The following is a 20,398-nucleotide window of genomic DNA, read 5'->3' on the forward strand; positions in this document are numbered from 1 at the left end:
CCGCCGCGGTCACTCCGCCGCGGGGAAGCCGACGGCGGTGACCTCGCGGGCGCCGTCGGGCCAGATGCGCAGCACGGACAGCGAGCACGGCGGGATGCGTACGCGGGCCCAGGAGCTCGGCGGGGCGTCCAGCGCCAGGCCCACCAGGGTTCGCACCACCGCGGCGTGCGCGACGACCACGGACGTGCTCCCCTCGCCCTGCGCGGCGACGTCGTCCAGGGCGGGCTGCACCCGGGTGGCCAGGTCCGCGTACGACTCGCCACCGGGAGGCGCGAAGGTACCCTCCGTCACCCAGCGCAGGAGCCCGCCCGGCCAGCGTTCCTGCACCTGCTCGGGGACCAGGCCCTCCCACGCGCCGAACCGGATCTCGGCGAGCCGGTCGTCGGTGCCGACACGGGCACCGAGCCGCCGCCCGACGGCTGCCGCGGTCTCCTGGGCGCGCACCATGGGCGAGGCGAGCACCGCACCGGGGCGGGCGACGTCGGGCCAGAGGTCCTTGCCGACCCGGAAGACGGCGTCCGCCGCCTGCGCCGCCTGCCGCTGTCCCGCCGTCGTCAGGGACGGCCCGGGCACGTCACCACCGGAGAGGGCGCCGATCTCGGTCAGCGCCGTCACCCCGTGGCGCACCAGCACCACGGTGGTCGGCACCGCGCCGTCGTACCGGGCGAGCGCGCCGGGAGCCGGGCGCGACATCAGGCCGTGGTGACCCGCACGAGGATCCGGCCGCACTCCTCGCACCGGACGACCTGCTCGGGCGGGGCGTTCTTCGCGGCGGCCAGGTCGCCCGGGTTCAGCTCGAGGCGGCAGCCCTCGCAGCGGTTGCCGTTCAGCGCGGCCGCGCCCAGCCCGCCGAGCTGCGAGCGCAGCCGGTCGTAGAGGGTCACGAGGCCGGCGTCGAGGCCCTCGGCGACGGACGCGCGCTCGGCGGTCACGGCCCGTGCCGCGCCGTCGATCTCGGCGAAGGCCGCGTCGCGCTCAGCGGCGGCCTTGTCGTGGGCGGAGACGAGGTCGCCGTGGGCGGCCTCGACCTTGGCCAGGGCCTCCTGGTGCGCCTCGAGCCGTTCCATGAGCTCGAGCTCGGCGTCCTCGAGGACGTTCTGGCGACGGGCCAGCGACTCGAGCTCGCTCATGACGGCCGTCGCGTCCTTCGCGTTGAGCGCGCCCGCGTCGAGGCGCTGCTGGTCGCGGGTCACCCGGTTGCGGACCTGCTCGACGTCGCCCTCGGCCTTGGTGACCTCGCGCTCGAGGTCCGCGACGGCGGTGCGGGAGTCGACCAGCGAGCCGTGCAGGTCGCGCATGCGCCCGTCCAGCTCGGCGATCGTGGCGAGGGTGGGGTGGTTGCGGCGCTGGTGCGCGAGCTGCTGGAGCTTGGTGTCGAGGGCCTGGACCTCGAGCAGGCGACGCTGGTCCTCGACGGGTGCGGTAGCCATGGATGGGTCCTCTCGTGCAACTCTTCAGATGACGGTCAGCGACCCGTGCTCGCGACCCGGGTCGTCCACGGGTCCGTCACCAAGGTGCTCACTCTGGTGGTCACCGTACCGTCTCCCAGACGGTCGCCGAGATCGGCGGCGGCATAGGCCAGCCAGGGCCACTCGGAGGCGAAGTGGGCGACGTCCACGAGGAACGGGCGCCCCGCGCCGCCTGGTGTGTCGCGCCCGGACTCGAAGGCGGCGCGTTCACGCAGCTCGGACGCCGGGTGATGGCGCAGGTCGGCCGTGACGTAGACGTCGACGGCGGCCGCGCGCACCGCGTCGAACAGCGAGTCGCCGGAGCCACCGACGACGGCAGCGGTGGTCACCTCCGTGTCGAGGTCGCCGGCCACGCGCACCCCCTGGGCAGTGGCGGGCAGCACGTCGGCGACCCGGCGGGCGAACTCGCCCAGCGTCGTCGGCCGGTCGAGCGGCCCGACGCGACCGATGCCACGCTCGGCGTCGTCGACGCGGGCCACGAGCGGGCGGCGGTCGGTGATCCCGACCAGGTCCGCGAGGGCGTCGGCGACCCCGCGCGGCGCGGAGTCGGCGTTGGTGTGCGCCACGTGCAGACCGCACCCCGCAGCGAGCAGGCGGTGCACCACGGCACCCTTGAAGGTCGTGGCGGCCACGGACGTGACGGGCTTGAGGAACAACGGGTGGTGCGTCACCAGCAGGTCGGCACCCCACTCGACCGCCTCGTCCACCACGGCGTCCACGGGGTCGACGGCGAACAGCACCTTGCGTACCGGTCGGTGCGGGTCGCCGGCCACCAGCCCGACGGCGTCCCACCCCTCCGCCGTCGACGGCGGGTAGAGGTCCTCCAGGACGGTGACGACGTCGGCCAGCGTGGGTGCGTTCATGCGCCCGACGATACCGACGCGCGCGCGACCGACGGACGACGCGCTACATGTCCTCGAGCTCCTTGTTCCGGGTCTCCGGGACGAACCTGAGCACGAAGAACAGCGAGGCGAGTGCCGCCAGCGTGTAGAAGCCGTACGCGAACCAGAGCCCGACGTCGGCCATGGTCGGGAAGGAGCTGGAGATCGCGAAGTTGGCCAGCCACTGCGCGGCGGCGGCGATGCCGAGCGCCGTGCCGCGGATCTTGTTGTTGAACATCTCACCCAGCAGCACCCAGACGGCCGGGCCCCACGACATCCCGAAGAAGACGACGAAGAGGTTGGCGGCGACCAGGGCGATCGGCCCGGCCGCCCCCTGGAGCACGGGCTCGAGCTCGCCCTCGGCGTTGGCCACGAGAGGCGCCTGGCTGAAGACCACCGTCATGACGCCCAGCGCGACGAACATGCCCGCCGACCCGATCGTGAGCAGCCGTCGTCGGCCGATCTTGTCGATGAGCAGGATGGCCACGACGGTCACCACGATGTTCGTGATCGACGTGATGACGGTCTGCTGCAGCGCGTCCTCCTCGGAGAACCCGACCGCCTGCCAGAGCGTCGAGGAGTAGTAGAAGATGACGTTGATCCCGACGAACTGCTGGAAGACGCTCAGCGCGATACCGATCCAGACGATCGGTAGCAGTCCCCCGGTCGGCTTCAGCAGGTCCCGCAGGGACGTCGCCCGGTCGCGGATGATCGTCCGGCGGATCTCGGCGATGCGGGTCTCGACGCCTTCGGTCAGGACGCTGCTCAGCACCGTGCGCGCCTCCTCCTCACGACCCTGGTGGACGAGGAAGCGTGGTGATTCCGGGATCGTCAGTGCCAGCGCACCGTAGACGACGGCGGGCACCACCTCGGCGAAGAACATCCACCGCCACGCGGCCAGGCCGAACCACAGCTCGTTGGAGGCGCCGCCGGCCGCCGCGGCGATCGCGTAGTCGGACAGCAGGGCCACGAAGATGCCAGTGACGATCGCCAGCTGCTGCAGGGAGCCGAGCCGGCCACGGACATGCGCGGGCGAGATCTCGGCGATGTAGGCCGGGGCGATGACCGACGCGGCCCCGACACCGAGGCCGCCGATGACGCGCCAGGCGATCATGTCGCCCGGACCGATCGCGAAGGTCGACCCGATCGCGGAGAGCGTGAACAACCCCGACGCGATGACCATGACCCGGACCCGGCCGATGCGATCGGCGAGCCGGCCGGCGAAGTAGGCGCCGGCCATGCAGCCCAGCAGCGCCGAGGAGACGACGAACCCGGTGATGCCGGGCCCCATGCCGAACTCGGCCTGCATGGGGGTCACCGCACCGTTGATCACCGCCGTGTCGAATCCGAAGAGAAATCCGCCGAGCGCGGCGGCGACCGCTAGCTGGATCACCCTCGCCGCGTGAAACCCCTGCTCGTGGGTGTGGACCGTTCCGGACATGACGTGCCCCTCCTGCCGCCGTCGCCAAGGTTTCGTCAGACTAGGCCTGTGGCCCGGACCGCGCCATCGGTGCTCTCACTTGGCGTCGGCGTACGAGTCGACCGCCGCGACCGTGAGGGGGAACGACACCGGGAAGTCACCGAACAGCAGCCGCCCCGCCTCCACGGCGGCCTCGCGCACCTGGTGCGCGACCTCCTCCGCGAGCGCCGCCGGGGCGTGCACCACGACCTCGTCGTGCAGGAAGAACACCAGGTGCGCCCGGTCGGCGAACGGTGCGGGTCCGCTGTTCGCATCGGCGGCCGCCGGCAGGTCCCACAGCCTCCGGCGGATCGAGGCGATCCAGCACAGCGCCCACTCGGCGGCGGTGCCCTGGACCACGAAGTTGCGGGTGAACCTGCCCCACGAGCGGGCCGACGAGCGGGCCAGGGTGGCGGCGTCGGGGGCGGCCCCGTCGCCGAGGGCCCCCGACTGGGCGGCGTCCCAGGCCTGTCCGGGCGGTGGCGAGGTGCGTCCGAGCCAGGTGCTCACGACGCCACCGCGCTCCCCCGTGCGCGCGGCGTCCTCGACGAGCCCCATCGCACGCGGGAAGGCGCGGGACAGCCTCGGCAGGACCTGACCACTGGCGCCCGTGGTACCGCCGTACATCGCGCCGAGCATCCCCACCTTGGCGAGCTCACGGGTCGGCACAGCACCGGTGGCGACGATCCCGGCGTACAGGTCGCCGCCGGCGCCGGCGGCGGCCATCGTCTCGTCGGCGGCCAGGCCCGCGAGCACGCGCGGCTCGAGCTGGGCCGCGTCCGCGACGACGAGCACCCACCCCGGGTCGGCCTGGACGGACCGTCGCACGGACCGGGGTAGCTGCAGCGCTCCCCCACCGCTGGACGACCAGCGCCCGGTCACGACGCCGCCGACGACGTAGTCGGTCCGGAACCGGCCGTCGCGCACCCAGTGCTCCAGCCACGACCAGCCGTTGGCCGTGTACAACCGGTAGAGGTTCTTGTACTCCAGCAGCGGCGCCACGACGGGGTGGTCGATCTTCTCCAGCTCCCACTTGCGCAGGCTCCGTGCGCCCACACCTGCGTACTCCATGGCCCGCAGCAGGTCGGGGTGGGAGTCCGGGTTGAGCGTGGCGGGTGCGTCCAGGGCGGCGCGGATCCGCACCGCGAGCGCCTCGAGCTTCTCGGGGCGTCGTCCCTCGACCGGCCGGGGGCCGAGCACCTCGGTGAGGATCGCGTCGTGGACGTCGGTGCGCCACGGCAGCCCGGCGTGGTGCATCTCGGCCGCGGCGAGCGCCCCGGCGGACTCGGCCGCGAGCAGCAGTCGCAGCCGTCCCGGGCCGGTGGAGCCGGCGACGGCGGCCGTCTGTGCCCCCAGCTCGACGAGCGGGTCAGGTGGTGCGTCCGACGACGGTGCGGCTGCACCGCCACCGGCGCGGGGCCGCGGCGCGGTCCCGAGGTCGAAGAGCGACTCCTCCTGCGGACGGCGCAGCGCGCTGGTGGCCGGCGCGCCGCCGGGCGGGGTGGGCGTCATCGCGTCCCAGTCGTCCGGGGCGCCCGTGGCGAGGGCGGAGCCGGCGGCGAGGACCGAGCTGCGTAGGATGCGGCGCGCGAGGCGCAGGTCGTGGCCGCGCTCGACGCGCACCCCCGCCGTGAGCAGCGCCGGGTACCACCGGTTGGTGTCCTCCCACGTCCAGCGCGGCGGCGCGGCGGACGACGCCTCGACGTCCTGCACGACGGCGGGAAGGTCGTCCGGCGCGACCACCTGCGGGCCGGACGCACCGGCGTCGTCCGGTGTGCCGCCGTCGTCGGCGACGCGGACCAGACGGACGGTGCCCGCGGGCTCCCGGGCGAGGACGACGTGCACGGGCTCATCCTGCCCGGCGCTACCGACAAGGCACCGCCGATGGTGCGAACGCCCGGGCGTCCGTCAGGCCGCGGAGGCCGCCACCACGACCGCATCGTCGACGAGGGCGGTCTCCGAGGGCGACAGCGTCGGGTTGGCGCGACGCAGCGCAGCTGCGGCCGCGAGGTGGTCCGTGTACGACGGCGCGACGTGCGAGGCGTAGGCCCGCAGCAGGCCGGACATCTTGGCGCCCACCACGGGAAGCAGGTCGGCGGGGAGGTCGGACATCTGCGGCCGGAGCGCGACCTGCGCACAGATCAGCGCGGTCATCGCGATGTCGAGCCCGGCCGGGCGTCGGTCCAGTCGATCGCGACCGGCCCGGCAGGGGCGAGGATCACGTTGAGCGGGTGGAGGTCGAGGTGGACCAGCGTGCCGCCGTCCACCTCGATCGCGTACAGCGCCCGGTGCAGCCGGGCGAGTGTCGCTCCCGCCTCGTCGACCGGCATCGTGCCGTCGAGGAGCGCCGCACCGAGCGTGGGTCCGTCGACACGGTCCATCACGATGTCGGGGCCGTCCGTGGCATGCACCGCCGGTGCGGGGAACCCGACGGCCACGACGGTACGGAGGGTCTCGGCCTCCCGGAGGGCGGAGCGTCCGTCGCGGTAGCGGCGCAGCACGCGTCCGACGTCGAGGGCGAAGACGTCCGCGCCACGACCCGAGGCGAGGAGCTCCATGCCCGCATCATGGCAGGTCGTCCGGCTGCAGAGCCCCGAGGATCAGCGAGATGCCGACGTCGAACTCGTCGGCGTAGTCGTACCCGGGCTGCAGGGCGTGCTCGGTGGTGACTTCCACGAGGTGCGGGTACTGGTCGGCGTCCAGACCGCTGAGGATGCCTCCGGCGACCTCGTTGAGCTCCGCGCTGCTGCGGAACGGCAGGCTCACCTCTTGCAGCACGAACCCGTAGAGGTAGCTGTCGATGACGGAGAAGGCCCGCGCCGCGCCGGCGACGGAGAACCCTCCGGCGCGCAGCGCGCCGAGGACGGCGTCGTGGTGGCGCAGGGTGGCCTGCCCGGGGGCGCTGCGGGAGTCCAGGAGACCGACCGCCCAGGGGTGGCGCCGGAGCACCGCCCGCGCCGAGTCGGCACGTCGGCGCATCGCGTCCTGCCAGTCCGCCTCCCCGGTCGGCAGCTCGATCTCGGCGAAGACGGCGTCGACCATCCCGTCCAGGAGGTCGTCGCGGCCCCGGACGTGGTTGTACAGCGACATCGCCTCGACGCCCAGGCTGCCGGCGACGGCGCGCATGGTGACGCCGGTGACGCCCTTGTCGTCCGCCAGGGCCACCGCCGCGCCGACCACCCGCGCACGATCGAGCGGCTCGCGCCGCGAGCCTGGTGCGTCGACCTTGCCGAGAGCTGCCATCACGATCCCCCTTGACGCTGCTTACACTGTAAGCCTACGGTACTTACAACGTAAGCCGTCGAGCGACAGGGAGCTCTCATGAGCAGGACGACGAAGAAGGTCTGCATCATCGGGGCCTCCGGCAAGCTCGGGCAGTACATGGTCCAGCACGCCCTGGATCGGGGCCACGAGGTCGTAGGCGTCTGCCGCGAACGCAGCGCCCCCAAGCTCGACCGGTTCGCCGACCGGATCTCGATCGTGCCCGGCCCCACGAACGACCCCGAGGTGGTCCGGCAGGCCGTCGCCGGCTGCGACGGCGTGCTGACGGTGCTCGCACCGTGGGGCGTGCAGCAGTACTCCTCCGGCACGGCGCAGGCCGTGCTCGATCACGCCGAGCCCCACGCGCGGCTCGTGTTCTCCTGCGGCTGGCACATCACCCGCGACGGCCAGGACCGGTACTCCCGGCGGTTCCTGGCCACGGTGCGCCTGGTGACCTGGCTGGCGAAGGCCGTGCGCGCCGTCGAGATCGACGACCAGGTCGAGGCGTGCCGGCGCATCTTCACCAGCGACCGACGGTGGACCGTGGTACGCGGCAGCGACCTCGAGGAGGGCCCGAGCCAGGGCCTCCCGGTGTGGAGCCGTCACGTCGGAGATCCCATCCTGGAGAGCAACCTCACGCGCCGCGTGGACTTCGCGCTGTTCATGGTCGCCGCGCTCGACGACGACAGCCTCGTCCACCAGGAGCCTGCCATCGTCGGGCGCCTCTCCCCCAGCGCGACCGCCCACCGACAGCAGCCCGAAGGAGCACGATGACCACGCCCGACCTCGCCCGACCGCCCCGCGTCCGCGCCGTCGCCCCCGACCTCGCGCGCGGGCTGATGCTCCTGCTCATCGCGCTGGCGAACGTCCCCTGGTTCCTCTACGGGACGCAGACCTCCCTGACCAGCGCGCACCGCGAGCCCTCGACGGCGCTCGACGCCGCCTGGCAGTCAGTGGCGATCGTCGCCGTCGACGGGCGCAGCTACCCGCTGTTCGCGTTCCTCTTCGGGTACGGCATCTGGCAGTCGTTCGCACGGCAGCGCGCAGCGGGGCTCGACGACCGGGCTGTGCGGCGCGTGCTGCAACGACGTCACCTGTTGCTGATCGTCTTCGGTGCGCTCCACGCGGCGTTGCTCTGGTTCGGCGACGTGCTGGGCGCCTACGGGCTGGTCGGGCTCCTCGTGGTCTGGCTCTTCCTCGGCCGCACCACCCGGACGCTGCTCGTCTGGGCCGGTGTGCTCACCGGCGTCCTGTTCCTCGTCGCCCTCGGCAGCCTCGCGCTGGGCGCCGCGCTCCCGGCGGAGCTCACCGAGGTCACCGGCGACGCCAACCCCGACCTCGCGGGCGTCACCCCCTACGCCGCCTCGATCCTGCCTCGTCTCGCGTTCTGGCTGCCCCTCACGCTCATGCAGAGCATCGTCGGGCTCGTCGTGCCCGTGGCGGCGCTCCTCGGCATCGCCTGCGCACGGGCACGGATCCTGGAGGAGCCCGGAGCGTACCGCCGGGCGCTGAGGCGCACCGCCGTCGTCGGCATCGCGGTGGGCTGGGCCGGCGCGGTGCCGTCGCTGCTGGTGCACCTCGGCACCTGGGACGCGCCCGAGTGGTCCCCGGTGGTGCTGCACCTGGTCACCGGCCTCTTCGCGGCACTCGGGTACGCGGCCCTGTTCGCGCTGCTGGCCCTGCGCGTCCCCGCCGGCAGCGCCCCGCGCGGGTTCACCGCGGCCCTCACCGCGGTGGGCCAACGGTCCCTGACCAGCTACCTGCTGCAGTCCGTGATCTTCGCACCGCTGCTGTGCGCCTGGGGCCTCGGTCTCGGCGGCGTCCTGGATCAGTGGCAGGCGGCCCTCGTCGCGGTGGCGGCATGGCTGGTGACGGTCGCCGTCGCCGTCGGACTCGCCCGGACCGGTCGGCGCGGCCCGGCGGAGCGGGCACTGCGCGCGCTCTCCTACCGGGGCACGGAGACCTCCGCGACACCGGTCAGCCGCCTCACACGATGAGCTCTCCGAGACGCTGACCGAACAGCTCACCGATCGGCAGGAAGCCGCAGCGGAGGTAGAAGCCCTCCGGGCTCCGGGGATGGCCCGCGTCCCACAGGACCGTGATCCTGTCCACGCCCCGACGACGGGCCTCGGCAGCCACCTGCTCGACGGCGAACCTGCCGATGCCCCGGCGGCGTGCGTCCTCGGCGACGTTCATCCGCCAGATGCCGGCGCGAAAGGCAGGTTCCGACTCCTCGGGGCTCCAGTTGGCCATGACGAACCCGGTCACGGTGCCGTCCGCGATGATCGCCCGGGGCCACGCCGTCGGCTGCACGTACGCCTCGGCCACCGACCACGCCGTGGGTGCCACCGGCTCGTCGTCACCAGCCTGCGGAGGCAGGCGCAGGACGTCGTCGAGGTTGTCGCGTGTGAGCGGCTCGATGCGCAGGTCCATGGCCAGAACGTAGCCCGCGCCTCTGACAATCGTCGGCGCCGGGTCGCGCACGTCGTGTCGCCCACCGCATATCCTGTGGTGGCTGATGACTGAGATGACTGAGATGACCGGACCAGCCGTGCCACGGTGCGCGGGCACCTTCGTCGACGCTCCGCCCCGCCGGCCGTGAGCGGCATGACACCGACAGGACCGACCGGGGAGCCGGCGGACGGGCAGGTGGCGCTCGGGGGCAAGTACGTCCTGGGGGAGATTCTCGGCACGGGCGGCACCTACACCGTCTACGAGGCCGCACGTGTACCGGACGGCGCCGCTGCCGATCGCGACGGCGGCGAAGCCGGTGACGCCGGTGACGCCGGTGACGCCGGTGACGGACCGGCCCACGGTTCCGAACCCGAACCGGCGCTCCTCGTCAAGGTCCTCCACCCGCACCTGGTCGACGACGAGGTCGCGCGCGCCGCGCTGGCCCGCGAGATCGCAGCGTCGGACCAGGTGGACCACCCGGGCGTGGTGAAGGTCCTCGACACCGGAGAGGACGAGGTCGCGGGTGCGAACGTGCCCTGGGTCCTGACCCGCCGCCTTCCCGGCGCACCTCTCTCCGAGCTGGCGGCCGGCGACGGCCTGCCGTGGCGGGAGGCACTCGCCCTGGTGGACGGGCTGCTCGACGCGCTGGCGGCCGTACATGCCGCCGGCCTGGTGCACCGCGACGTGAGTCCCCGCAACGTCGTGGTCGACCGGCACGACGGCGACGGGCTGGTGGTCGGGCTGCTCGACCTCGGCCTCGCCGCCCCCGAGGGTGGTGACGGCGACGGCGAGCTCGTGGCCGGTTCAGTGGTGGGCATGTCGCCCGAGCAGGCCCAGGGCCGGCCGCTCGACGCACGCAGCGACCTGTACGCGGTCGGGGCGCTGACCTACTTCGCCCTCACCGGGCACGCGCCGTTCGAGCGCGCCCGTCCCGACGACGTGCTGCGCGCCCACGTCGGGGCCCCCGTGCCGGCACCATCGGCCCGGCGGGCCGCGATCCCGGTCGCGGTGGACCGGTACGTGGCACAGGCGATGGCCAAGGATCCCGGCCGCCGGTTCGCCTCCGCCGACGCGATGCGCGCGGCGACGGCGGCACTGCTGGGCACGGGTGTGGTGCCGGACAGCACCGGCGCGACGGGCTCGGACGCGACGATGACACTGGGTCAGATCGCTGCGGAGGATCCCCACCGGACGGCAGTCGTCGGAGCGGCGGGCGCAGCGGCGGCAGCGTCAGCGGCGGCCGCTGCGGGTGACGAGGCCGAGCTCCAGCGCACGCGCCAGCTCGGAGCCGTGGACACACCGGCCACACCACCCGAGGGCGTGCCGGCTCCGGCGGCGTCCGAGGACACCGCGGCGGTGCCCTCGGAGGAGACGGGGCACGAGGCTCGTCCCGGCCGCAGGTGGATCTTGGTCGCCGTCCTCGCGATCGTCGTGGCGGCCGCTGTCGCAGCCGCCGCGTTCTGGGCGTCGCGCGATACCGACGGCAGCGTGCCGGTCGCACCGGTCACGCACAGCCCGTCACCGTCTCCGTCGCCCACGCCGTCGGAGACGCGTCCGACGGCGGCCCCAGCGCCGCCGTCCGCGCCGACCGCCCGGTCGACACCGACGCCGACGCCGACGCCGTCTGCGGCTCCCTCGCCCGACTCGACACCTACTGCGTCGCCCACGGACGACTCGACCGAGGATCCGACCCCGACGCCGACCAGCGACCCCACCCCGACCTCGGACCCGACGCCGACCAGCGACCCGGACCCGCCCTCGGACCCGGACCCGACACCGCCCGAGGACCCGAACCCGCCGTCGGACCCGGACCCCGGTGACGGCTCGGCGGGCGGCAGCGACACGGCGGACGGCGAGACCGACCCCGCACCCTGACGAGGCGCCCGTAGCACCTCCCGGGCACGTGCGACCATGGCGAACGTGCCGACGACTTTCGAGGTCATCACCGAGTGCCCGTGCCCGCCCGAGGCGCTCTTCGACGCCTCGTTGAGCATCGACGCGCACGTCGACTCGATGGCGGCGTCGCGCGAACGGGCCGTCGGCGGCGTGACCCAGGGCCGGATCAGTCTCGGCGAGACCGTCACCTGGCGAGCACGGCACGTCGGCATCTGGTTCCGCATGACGTCGCTCATCACCGCGCTGGAACGACCTCACCGGTTCGTCGACGAGCAGGTCCGCGGTCCGTTTCGGAGCTTCGTCCACGAGCACGAGTTCACCGAGGCGGCAGGCACGACACGGATGACCGACCGGATCACGATCGCGGCACCCGTGCTCGGTCGCGTCGCCGAGCGGCTGGTGCTGGTGCCCTACCTGCGCCGACTCATCCGGACGAGGAACACGCATCTCGTCGCGCTCGTCTCCCGCGACGCCGACGGACCAGAAGGACGGAGACGATGAACCAGGTCGACGTCCCCACGATCCTGGCCGAGTACGGTCTGCGCCCGACCGGTGAGCCGAAGCTGCTCGAAGGCGGCGAGGACAACGGCAACTTCCGCATCGCGACCGCCCAGGGCGACATGGTGCTGCGGGAGTACCGGATGTCGGGCATCGACAAGATCCGCGCCGAGCTACGGCTGGTCGCGTTCCTCGGCGAGAACGGGTATCCCACACCGGCACCGCTGCGGACGGCCTCAGGCGAGCTGGTGGTCGAGGCCGACCGCCCGATCGCCGTCTTCCCTTGGGTGCCCGGCGACGTCCCGACCGAGATGACCGCACCGTTGGCAGAGCAGGTCGGTGAGCTGCTGGCCCAGATGCACCTGCTCACGGCCGACTGGACCGACGAGCGGATCCCGGTGATCGACCGCCTCGGCCTCCTCCACCAGGGCCTGGCGTCCCGGCCCGAGCTCGACGGCGTCGACGACTGGCACGATCGCGTCCGGGACTTCCTCGAAGCCTGCGGCGAAGAGCTGAAGCGCTTGGACGAGCTGCCCTCCGGCCCGCTGCACCACGACCTCCACCGCCAGAACCTCCTCGTCGCGGAGGGGAAGGTGACTGCCGTGCTGGACTTCGACGAGCTGAACCGCGGTCCGCTCGTCATCGACCTGGCGCGCGTCTTCCACTACCTCGCCGTCGACCACCCCGACCGGCGCCTGCCGCGCGCCCTCGCCGACGCCGTCGTCGCGGGGTACGAGCAGACGAGGTCCCTGTCCGAGGCCGAGCGCGAGCTGCTGCCGGTTGCCTTCGACCTGGCGGGAATGGTCGACGCCGCCGCCTTCATCATGTGGGCCGCACCCGCCATCGGTCTGACGCACGTGGACGAGTGCACCAGCTGGATCGCCTACCTGCGCAACGTGGGCGCGCTCACCTGACGACCCGGACCCACCCACGCGGGCAGGTCCGGGATGTCCGGTCAGGGACCTTCGTCGCTGTGTGGCAGGCCTTTGGCAACTGCGGCATGCCGTCGTGCCATGGTGTGCTGACTCCAGAGGGAGGTGAGGACGATGGGCGACACCTGGGTGGGTGGGGTCGTCGTCGGCATCGCGATCACGCACACGTTCCACCCTCACACCGCGGAGGGCTGATGGCGGTCATGCGAGCCTGGACGACCGGCGACCGGGCCGGAACCATCATCCGGTCCGACGTCGCGGTCCCCGACCCGGCGCCGGACGAGGTCCTCGTGCGGGTGGAGGCGTCCGGGGTGTGCCGCACGGACCTGCACGTCGTCGACCAGGAGCTCGCCGTGCACCGCCCGCACGTGGTGCCGGGTCACCAGGTCGTCGGGACGGTCGAGGCCGCGGGAACCGACGTGCGCGAGCTGCACCGGGGCGACCGTGTCGGCGTCGCGTGGCTGCGCCGCACCTGCGGTGCGTGCCGCTGGTGCCGCGAGGGCCGCGAGAACCTCTGCCCGGCCTCGCAGTACACCGGGTGGGACGCCGACGGCGGGTTCGCCCCCTTCACCACGGTGCCCGAGGCCTTCGCCTACCCGTTGACCGCCGATCACGACCCCCTCACGACGGCGCCCCTGCTGTGCGCGGGCATCATCGGCTACCGCGCTCTGGATCGCGCCGGCCTCCCCGCGGGCGGACGCCTCGGCATCTACGGCTTCGGATCGAGCGCACACCTGGTCGCCCAGGTGGCCACGGCGCGCGGAGCCGAGCTGTTCGTCATGACCCGTGGCGAGCAGAACCGCGACCTCGCCCGTCGCAGCGGGGCTGCCTTCGTCGGCGGTGCCATGGACGTGCCGCCGGTGAAGGTCGACGCCGCGATCGTCTTCGCCCCGGCAGGCGAGCTGGTCCCCTGCGCCTTGCGGGCCACCGAGCGGGGAGGCACCGTCGTGCTGGCCGGCATCCACATGAGCGACATCCCGGCCATGGACTATGCGCAGGATCTGTTCAACGAGCGCGACCTGCGCACCGTCACCGCCAACACGCGGGCCGACGGCGCCGCGCTGCTGCGGCTGGCGACGACGCTGCGCTTGACTCCGGCCGTGACGCGGTATCCCTTCGCCGACGCGGACCGAGCGCTCGACGCCCTGCGCGCAGGGCGGGCCGCCGGGTCGCTCGTCCTCGAGATGGACTGACGCCACAGGTCAGGCCCTCAGCAGCAGCTCCTGGGCCTTGTGCGCCAACCGTTCGCCCCACTCGCGCGCGCGGTCACGCTCGCGGGGCAGGAGCGGGCCCTCGACGTCGGCGACGTAGAACGACACTCCGCGGTCGACGACACGATGCCCGTCGTGCCGCAGTGCCCGTGCCGCGGCGTGCGCCGCGGACCCGGGCAGATGGCGGACCTTCTCCACGCGGGTGTCGAAGGTCGCGTACAGGTGGTCGTCCCGGTCCGGCGAGAGCCGATCGATCCACTCACGGATCCCGAGGGACTCCACCGGCTCGTCGCCGAGCCGTACCTGCGCATCGCGCCGGGTCTGTGGTCGGCTCATGCCGAAAGCGTGGGTCGGGCCGCCGATGACGACCAGGTCCTCGCCGTCCGCCTCGTCAACCCCGAGACTGCTGACGGACCGGACGCGCACGGGCATGTGCGCGGCGATCCCGTCACCGACGGCCCGAGCCACCAAGGCGGTGTTCCCAAAGCTGGACTCGTAGACCACGAGTGCAGACATGATGATCGTCTCCTTGTCCGACGTCTCGCTCTGCGTGCTTCGACGGCGCTCCCGTCCATCGCTGCTCGTCGGTTCCACCATCGGTGACGGCACCATGCCCGGATAGAGCCGATGGTCCCGAGCCGCCCGGCCGGAGGGCCTGATTCGGGACGCCTCGTCGCTGTGGTGGCCGTTGCCGGTCCGCCTACGGAAAGCGGAGTGCGCCGTGGCCGTCAGCACCGAGGATGTCGTCGGGGTTGGAGTACGGACAGGACTTCAGCGACAGGCACCCGCAGCCGATGCAGTTCGAGAACCGGTCTCGGAGTGCCACGAGGTGCTCGATCCGGTCATCGAGGTCGTCGCGCCATTCGCGAGAGATCCGCGCCCAGTCCTTCTTGGTCGGCAGACCCTCCTCCGGCAGCTTGCCGAGAGCCTCCTTGATGCGGTCGAGGCCGATCCCCACTCGTTGCGAGGCTCGGACGAACGCCAGCACCCTCAGTGTGTCGCGCCGGTACTCGCGCCGGTTGCCAGCGGTCCGGCGGCTGCGGATGAGGCCGAGCGACTCGTAGTAGTGCAACGTCGACACAGCGACGCCAGCGCGCTCGGCGACCTGGCCGGGCTTGAGCCAGATGGCATCCTCGTGGACCTGCGGCATCGGCTCGCGTTCCCCCGGTTCCGTCTTGACGTCAAGTGGACTTGACGTAGTCGACTCTACCTCGACGGTTCTTGACGAACGAGCGAGGAGTGCTGTGATGATCGAGATCGACGTGTGGGCAGACGTCCGGTGCCCGTGGTGCTGGATCGGGCTGCGGCGCCTGGAGCGAGCGGTCGCATCGGTGGACCAGGAAGTGCGCGTGCGCCGACGCAGCTTCCTGCTCGAACCCGACGGACCTGCGCACCCCGGAAGGACGATGGCCGACGTCGCCGTGACCGAGTGGGGGCTACCGACGGAGCGCTGGGCGGCCAAGAGCCGGCTCTTCCGGTCCGAGGGTGCCGGTGAAGGACTGCGCATCAACGTCGATCCCGCACTCACCTTCGACTCGGCGCCACTGCACCGCTTGTTGAAGCTGGCAGCCGAGGACGGCGGGATCAGCGCCACAGCCGCGTGGGATGCCGCATTCCGGGCCCACTTCGAGCGCAACGAGAACCTTGCCGACGTCGCGGTGCTGACTGCTCGCGGCGCGTCGTGGGGGCTTGACGCGTCGGCGGCAGCACGGGCCATCTCGGGCGAGAGCTATGCGGCCGAGGTGCTCATGGACGTGGGCACCGCACGGCGGTCGAGCATCATGTCGGTACCCACCGTGGTCGCGGCAGACGGCCGGCGCCTTTCCGGCAGCGCATCTGTCGAAGACCTCACCAGCTTCCTCTCCGCGGTCGGAACCGTCCGGTGAGCGCGACGATGCGCGCTGCCGCCATCGCCGAGTTCGGGCCGCCCGAGGTCCTGCGTGAGCAGGAGCTACCGCGCCCGATCGCCGCGGCCGACGAGGTGATGGTCCGCGTGGTCACCGCCGGGGTACAGCTCACCGACGCCGCCGTCCGCGCGGGATGGACGCCTCCGGGGTCGACGATCCGCTTCCCACAGGTCCTCGGTAACGAGTTCGCCGGCGTCGTCGTGGAGGTCGGTGCCGACGTCCGGCAGTTCTCTTTCGGCGACGAGGTGGCCGGGTTCAACGTGCTCAGCTGCTACGCGGAGTACGTCGCGGTGCCGCAGACCCAGGTCGTCAGCAAGCCGACCGCCGTCCCCTGGGAGGCGGCGGGCGCTCTGTCGGCTTCTGGCCAGACCGCCCATACGGCCATGGAGGACCTCGCCGTGACAGCTGGCGACGTCGTCCTCGTCCATGGGGCGGCGGGCGGGGTAGGAACGATGTTCACGCAGCTCGCCGTCCAGGCCGGGGCCACCGTCATCGGCACCGCCAGCGAAGGCAACCACGACTACCTGAGGTCGTTGGGGGCAGTCCCCGTGCCCTACGGGGCGGGCCAGGGCGACAGGATCCGGGCTGCCACCCCCCGGGTCGATGTCGCCCTCGACACTGCCGGGCACGGAAACCTCCGTACCGCCGTCGACCTGGTCGACGACCGGGACCGGGTCGCGACCATCGTCGACATGGCGCTCGCGGAAGCGCTGGGCTGCCGTGTCGTCCGGAGTCGGCGCTCGACCGGGCGCCTGACCGATCTGTTGGACCGCGTCGACGACGGGACGCTCAGAGTTCACATCCGCGGGACCTACCCCCTCGAGGAGGCGGCCGCGGCCCACCGGGACGTGGAGACGGGGCACGGGCGCGGCAAGAACGTGCTCACGATCGGCGTCGCACCATGACCGCGGCGAACTCGTCCGAGCAGGACCGCCTCTGGACCGCGACGAGCTGGCCGTTCATCGTGAGCGTCCTGGCGCTCATGACGTCCATCGCCTTCGAGTCGTTCGCCATCACGACCGTCCTTCCGGTCACGATGGCCGATCTGGGTGGCATGAGGTGGTACTCCTTCGCCTACTCCGCCACGATCACCGCAGCACTCGTCGGCATGATCGTCGGAGGCAGGTGGTCCGACCAGGTCGGCCCCCGACGGCCTCTGCTCGTCGGCGGGTCGCTCTTCCTGGTCGGCATCCTCCTGTGCGTCGTGGCACCTGACGCGAGGACCTTCGTTCTCGGGCGGCTCCTGCAGGGGCTCGGCGGCGGGGTCGACTCCGTGGTGCTGTACGTGTTGATCGCACGGCACATCCCGCAAGGCCCGCGGCCCCGCATGTTCGGCCTGCTCACCGCCGCCTGGCTCGTCCCGTCGATGGCGGGCCCGCTGCTCGCCGGGACGTTGGCCGACGTGACGAGCTGGCGCACCGTCTTCGGCCTCGTGCTGCTCGGCGCGACCGTGTCGCTCTGGTGCCTGCTCCGGACGACCCGCGGCCACCCGGAGCTCCCGGCCCGGGAGAACCACCGACCAGCCCTCGGCCGCCCGGCCCTGCTCGCGCTCCTCGCTGCGCTGTGCCTCGTCGTGCTCCACCTGGGTGGCCAGCTCGGAGCGCCGCTCTCCGTCCTCGTCGTCACCGGCGCTTTGGTCGCACTCGTCGTCACGGCGCGCGGGGTCCTTCCCGCAGGCACCCTGACCCTGCGCGGTGCACCGCAGCGCCTGGTCGCGCTCCGGGCCCTCGCAGGATCGACCGTCGCCGCGACGGACCTCTATCTCACGCTCTACCTGCAGGCCGAACGCGGCTTCTCCCCCACGGCCGCTGGTCTCGTCATCGCGATCGGTGCCGTCGGCTGGGCCGTCGGGGCATGGCTGCAGGGGCGATTCGCCAGCACGCAGGCCATCCACCACCGGATCGTCGTCAGCGCCGTACCGCTCATCACCGCCGGGCCTGGATGCGCACTGCTCTACGTCACGGGCGCGATACCGATCGGGGTCATGATCGGCGGGTGCATCGCGATGGGCATCGGCATGGGACTCGCGTACCCGAGGCTCTCCAGCGCCACTCTTGCCCTGGCCGACGCTGACCAGCACGGCGCCTACAGCTCGGCGTTGCAGGCCGGCGAGAGCATGGGCATCGGCGCGACGACAGCGCTGACCGCAGTGATCCTGACCTCGGGTCTCGCGACGGACCAGTCCTTCCTCGTCGTCTACGCGCTCCTCGCCGGCGTCGGATGCGCCGCCGTCGTCATTGCCGTGCGTGCGCACCGAAGCCTGCGACCAGTCCTCGTCACGGCGACGTCGCATGGGTGACGCGCCCCGAGGAGAACGCGCCGCCTCTGCTGCTCGCGCCGGTCGGCGCGAGCGGCAGAGGCGGCGGACCGGTCACGCGACGGCGGTCCCCTCGAGCTCGATCATCTGGCCCGGTATCGCCAGCCGCGTCACCCCGAGCATCGTGGTGGTCGGCGCCACCCGGGCAGCGCCCAGCCGGGCCGCCAGGACTCCGTAGTGCTGGAAGAGCAGGTCGACGTCGGTGGTGTAGACGTTGAGCCGGACGAGGTGCGCGAGGTACATGCCCGCCTCGTCGAGCACGGCCTCCAGGTTGTCGAGGCTCAGCGCCAGCTGTGCGGCCATGTCGCCGTCGTGCAGGGGCTTGCCCTCACCGCTCATCGCGGTCTGCCCGGAGCAGTAGAGCGTGCGGGTCTGCCCGGAGACGATCTCTCCCTGGTTGAACCCCATCGCCACGGACCACTTCACTGGGTTGACTGCCGTTCGCTCCATCGCCACATCAGCTCCGTTCGAGTCATTCGATCGCCGCCGGTCCTGGCGGCGCACGACCAGGTTCTCGATGAATCACGACACCTCCCGTCATGTATTCCTCTAGAGTTTTCCCATGCGCGCAGACCGGTTGGTCTCCCTCGTGCTGTTGCTGCGACAGCGCGGTCGACTGACCGCGGAGACGCTCGCCCACGAGCTCGAGGTATCCACCCGCACCGTGCTGCGCGACATCGAGGCGTTGTCCGCGGCCGGCGTGCCGGTCTACGCCGAACGCGGCAGGCACGGCGGCTTCGCGCTGTTGCCCGGATTCCGCACCGAGCTCACCGGGCTCAACCACGACGAGGCGCTCGCTCTGCTGACCGCCGGATCGGGGCGCGGCGAGCAGGTCTTCGGCCTTGGCTCAGCACTGGCCTCTGCCATGCGGAAGGTGGTGGACGCGTTACCGGAGAGCCACCGGACGACGGCGAACGACGCGACCCAGCGGTTCCTCGTCGACCCGGAGACGGACCTGCTCTCCCGCCGGCTGGTCACCGAGGAGGTACCCGACGCCACGATGATCGCCGTCAGGCGCGCGGTGCTCGCCGGACACAAGCTGCGAATCCACTACGCGGCCGTGGACCAGGCCCCCCGGTGGCGCACGGTGGACCCGGTCGGCCTGGTCACCGTCCGCGACAAGGCCTACCTGCTGGCGTTGAGATCTGGTGCGGACCGCACCTACCGCCTGTCGCGAGTGATGGCCGCCGAAGAGCTCGACGAACCGGCACAACGACCGGCCCAGGTCGACCTGGACCGGGTCTGGCAGGAACGCTCCGCGCAGTTCCTCGCGGGAGGCGACCACGTCACCGCGCTGATCGCGGTGGACCCAGCACGACACGAGGACCTGCTGGACACCGCGCTGGCCGTGCGGGCGGAGGGCCCGGACGCCGACGGCCTGCTCCGCCTGGAGGTGACGTTCCAGGACGCTCGACACGCCGAGTGGGCTTTGTGGCAGCTCGGGACGGACGCGGAAGTCCTGGCGCCGCAGTCATTGCGCGCAGCTCTCCGCGACCGTGCCGTCGCGATGGCTGACACCTACCTGGCCCCGCCCTGACGCCGGCCTCATCCTGTCCGGACCCGGTCAGGAATCGAGAAGCCCTGGCCGGCTCGGCAGGCATAGCGTGAGCAGCACTTCGCGCCGAGACCAGGAGGACGACCGACATGAGCACCAGAACGCAGAACAGCGACGCACGAGGCTTCTCCGAGCAGGAGCGCGCCGCGATGAAGGAGCGCGCTACGGAGCTGAAGAAGGAGGCAGACGGCGGCCGCGGCAACAAGAAGGCCGCCGACGAGCTCGACGTGCTGGCCAAGATCGCCGACATGGACGCCACCGACCGCGCTGTCGCCGAACGCATCCATGCCATCGTCACGACCACGGCTCCCGACCTGTCACCCAAGCTCTGGTACGGGCAGCCCGCCTACGCCAGGAAGGGAAAGGTCGTGTGCTTCTTCCGCAGCGGCCACGTCGACAAGGAGCGCTACTCCACGTTCGGGTTCACGCCCGAGGCGAACCTCGACGACGACGGCGGCCTGTGGGCAACGTCATTCGCCGTCACCGAGCTGAATGACCAGGCCGAGAAGGCGATCGCCACACGTGTCGCGCGAGCCGTGAGCTGACGCCAGCAGGTCG

23 protein-coding genes are annotated in these 20,398 nt (G+C 72.2%); 11 read left to right on the plus strand and 12 right to left on the minus strand.

The annotated features are described in order from the left end of the window. Nucleotides 1–9: 9 nt before the first annotated feature. From PZC42_RS18505 to PZC42_RS18540, 8 genes are all read right to left on the minus strand, one after another. Nucleotides 10–693: a histidine phosphatase family protein gene (locus PZC42_RS18505; RefSeq protein WP_277213203.1), complete on the minus strand. Its 684-nt coding sequence runs from the start codon at nt 691–693 to the stop codon at nt 10–12. Further along, nucleotides 693–1,430: a zinc ribbon domain-containing protein gene (locus PZC42_RS18510; RefSeq protein ID WP_277213204.1), complete on the minus strand. Its 738-nt coding sequence runs from the start codon at nt 1,428–1,430 to the stop codon at nt 693–695. The genes PZC42_RS18505 and PZC42_RS18510 overlap by 1 nt, the downstream gene beginning before the upstream one ends. Before the next feature lie 35 nt (nt 1,431–1,465). After that, nucleotides 1,466–2,332 carry a Nif3-like dinuclear metal center hexameric protein gene (locus tag PZC42_RS18515; RefSeq protein ID WP_277213206.1) on the minus strand — a complete coding sequence of 289 codons (867 nt, stop codon included), beginning with the start codon at nt 2,330–2,332 and terminating at the stop codon, nt 1,466–1,468. 43 nt (nt 2,333–2,375) lie between these two features. Continuing rightward, complete coding sequence (locus tag PZC42_RS18520) at nt 2,376–3,791, minus strand: sugar porter family MFS transporter (RefSeq protein ID WP_277213208.1); 1,416 nt, start codon at nt 3,789–3,791, stop codon at nt 2,376–2,378. A gap of 75 nt (nt 3,792–3,866) precedes the next feature. After that, on the minus strand, nt 3,867–5,654 hold the full coding sequence (locus PZC42_RS18525) for a bifunctional 3'-5' exonuclease/DNA polymerase (protein ID WP_277213210.1): 1,788 nt from the start codon (nt 5,652–5,654) through the stop codon (nt 3,867–3,869). A 63-nt stretch (nt 5,655–5,717) separates the two neighbouring features. Then, complete coding sequence (locus tag PZC42_RS18530; protein ID WP_277213211.1) at nt 5,718–5,963, minus strand: hypothetical protein; 246 nt, start codon at nt 5,961–5,963, stop codon at nt 5,718–5,720. Beyond that, on the minus strand, nt 5,960–6,367 hold the full coding sequence (locus PZC42_RS18535; protein WP_277213213.1) for a phosphotransferase: 408 nt from the start codon (nt 6,365–6,367) through the stop codon (nt 5,960–5,962). The genes PZC42_RS18530 and PZC42_RS18535 overlap by 4 nt, the downstream gene beginning before the upstream one ends. Nucleotides 6,368–6,374: 7 nt before the next feature. Then, nucleotides 6,375–7,052 carry a TetR/AcrR family transcriptional regulator C-terminal domain-containing protein gene (locus PZC42_RS18540; protein ID WP_277213215.1) on the minus strand — a complete coding sequence of 226 codons (678 nt, stop codon included), beginning with the start codon at nt 7,050–7,052 and terminating at the stop codon, nt 6,375–6,377. A gap of 78 nt (nt 7,053–7,130) precedes the next feature. Between PZC42_RS18540 and PZC42_RS18545 the strand changes: the two genes are divergently transcribed. Together PZC42_RS18545 and PZC42_RS18550 are read left to right on the plus strand one after the other, a co-directional pair. Then, nucleotides 7,131–7,844 carry an NAD(P)-dependent oxidoreductase gene (locus PZC42_RS18545; protein WP_277213217.1) on the plus strand — a complete coding sequence of 238 codons (714 nt, stop codon included), beginning with the start codon at nt 7,131–7,133 and terminating at the stop codon, nt 7,842–7,844. Then, complete coding sequence (locus tag PZC42_RS18550) at nt 7,841–9,067, plus strand: DUF418 domain-containing protein (RefSeq protein WP_277213219.1); 1,227 nt, start codon at nt 7,841–7,843, stop codon at nt 9,065–9,067. Before PZC42_RS18545 ends, PZC42_RS18550 begins: the two co-directional genes overlap by 4 nt. Here the strand turns inward: PZC42_RS18550 and PZC42_RS18555 are convergent. Next, nucleotides 9,057–9,503 carry a GNAT family N-acetyltransferase gene (locus tag PZC42_RS18555; RefSeq protein WP_277213221.1) on the minus strand — a complete coding sequence of 149 codons (447 nt, stop codon included), beginning with the start codon at nt 9,501–9,503 and terminating at the stop codon, nt 9,057–9,059. The genes PZC42_RS18550 and PZC42_RS18555 overlap by 11 nt on opposite strands. A gap of 174 nt (nt 9,504–9,677) precedes the next feature. Here PZC42_RS18555 and PZC42_RS18560 point away from each other — a divergent pair, with 174 nt between their 5' ends. From PZC42_RS18560 to PZC42_RS18575, 4 genes are all read left to right on the plus strand, one after another. After that, on the plus strand, nt 9,678–11,399 hold the full coding sequence (locus PZC42_RS18560) for a serine/threonine-protein kinase (RefSeq protein WP_277213222.1): 1,722 nt from the start codon (nt 9,678–9,680) through the stop codon (nt 11,397–11,399). Between the two features lie 45 nt (nt 11,400–11,444). Next, nucleotides 11,445–11,921: an SRPBCC family protein gene (locus tag PZC42_RS18565; RefSeq protein ID WP_368860279.1), complete on the plus strand. Its 477-nt coding sequence runs from the start codon at nt 11,445–11,447 to the stop codon at nt 11,919–11,921. After that, nucleotides 11,918–12,832 (plus strand): phosphotransferase enzyme family protein, encoded by a 915-nt coding sequence (locus tag PZC42_RS18570; RefSeq protein WP_277213224.1) that lies wholly within the window; start codon nt 11,918–11,920, stop codon nt 12,830–12,832. Before PZC42_RS18565 ends, PZC42_RS18570 begins: the two co-directional genes overlap by 4 nt. A 212-nt stretch (nt 12,833–13,044) precedes the next feature. Further along, nucleotides 13,045–14,043, plus strand: coding sequence for a zinc-dependent alcohol dehydrogenase family protein (locus PZC42_RS18575; protein WP_306575656.1), 999 nt, complete (start codon nt 13,045–13,047; stop codon nt 14,041–14,043). 9 nt (nt 14,044–14,052) lie between these two features. Here PZC42_RS18575 and PZC42_RS18580 read toward each other — a convergent pair whose 3' ends face one another. Both PZC42_RS18580 and soxR read right to left on the minus strand, forming a co-directional pair. Next, nucleotides 14,053–14,577, minus strand: coding sequence for a flavodoxin family protein (locus tag PZC42_RS18580; RefSeq protein ID WP_277213226.1), 525 nt, complete (start codon nt 14,575–14,577; stop codon nt 14,053–14,055). Between the two features lie 184 nt (nt 14,578–14,761). Next, nucleotides 14,762–15,211 (minus strand): redox-sensitive transcriptional activator SoxR, encoded by a 450-nt coding sequence (soxR, locus tag PZC42_RS18585; RefSeq protein WP_277213228.1) that lies wholly within the window; start codon nt 15,209–15,211, stop codon nt 14,762–14,764. A gap of 97 nt (nt 15,212–15,308) precedes the next feature. Here soxR and PZC42_RS18590 point away from each other — a divergent pair, with 97 nt between their 5' ends. Genes PZC42_RS18590 through PZC42_RS18600 form a run of 3 tightly spaced genes read left to right on the plus strand, consistent with a single transcriptional unit; the run spans nt 15,309 to nt 18,267 of the window. Beyond that, entirely contained in the window at nt 15,309–15,947 is a 639-nt protein-coding gene (locus PZC42_RS18590) for a DsbA family oxidoreductase (protein WP_277213229.1), read from the plus strand. Further along, complete coding sequence (locus tag PZC42_RS18595; protein ID WP_277213231.1) at nt 15,944–16,873, plus strand: NADP-dependent oxidoreductase; 930 nt, start codon at nt 15,944–15,946, stop codon at nt 16,871–16,873. The genes PZC42_RS18590 and PZC42_RS18595 overlap by 4 nt, the downstream gene beginning before the upstream one ends. After that, complete coding sequence (locus PZC42_RS18600; RefSeq protein WP_277213232.1) at nt 16,870–18,267, plus strand: MFS transporter; 1,398 nt, start codon at nt 16,870–16,872, stop codon at nt 18,265–18,267. The genes PZC42_RS18595 and PZC42_RS18600 overlap by 4 nt, the downstream gene beginning before the upstream one ends. A 72-nt stretch (nt 18,268–18,339) precedes the next feature. Here the strand turns inward: PZC42_RS18600 and PZC42_RS18605 are convergent, their stop codons facing one another. After that, entirely contained in the window at nt 18,340–18,735 is a 396-nt protein-coding gene (locus tag PZC42_RS18605) for a RidA family protein (RefSeq protein WP_277213234.1), read from the minus strand. 112 nt (nt 18,736–18,847) lie between these two features. Between PZC42_RS18605 and PZC42_RS18610 the strand changes: the two genes are divergently transcribed. Together PZC42_RS18610 and PZC42_RS18615 are read left to right on the plus strand one after the other, a co-directional pair. Beyond that, nucleotides 18,848–19,822, plus strand: coding sequence for a helix-turn-helix transcriptional regulator (locus PZC42_RS18610; RefSeq protein WP_277213236.1), 975 nt, complete (start codon nt 18,848–18,850; stop codon nt 19,820–19,822). A 107-nt stretch (nt 19,823–19,929) separates the two neighbouring features. After that, nucleotides 19,930–20,385, plus strand: coding sequence for a DUF1801 domain-containing protein (locus PZC42_RS18615; protein WP_277213237.1), 456 nt, complete (start codon nt 19,930–19,932; stop codon nt 20,383–20,385). Nucleotides 20,386–20,398 lie beyond the last annotated feature (13 nt).

It is taken from the genome of Isoptericola croceus (assembly GCF_029382255.1).
GTDB lineage: Bacteria > Actinomycetota > Actinomycetes > Actinomycetales > Cellulomonadaceae > Isoptericola > Isoptericola croceus.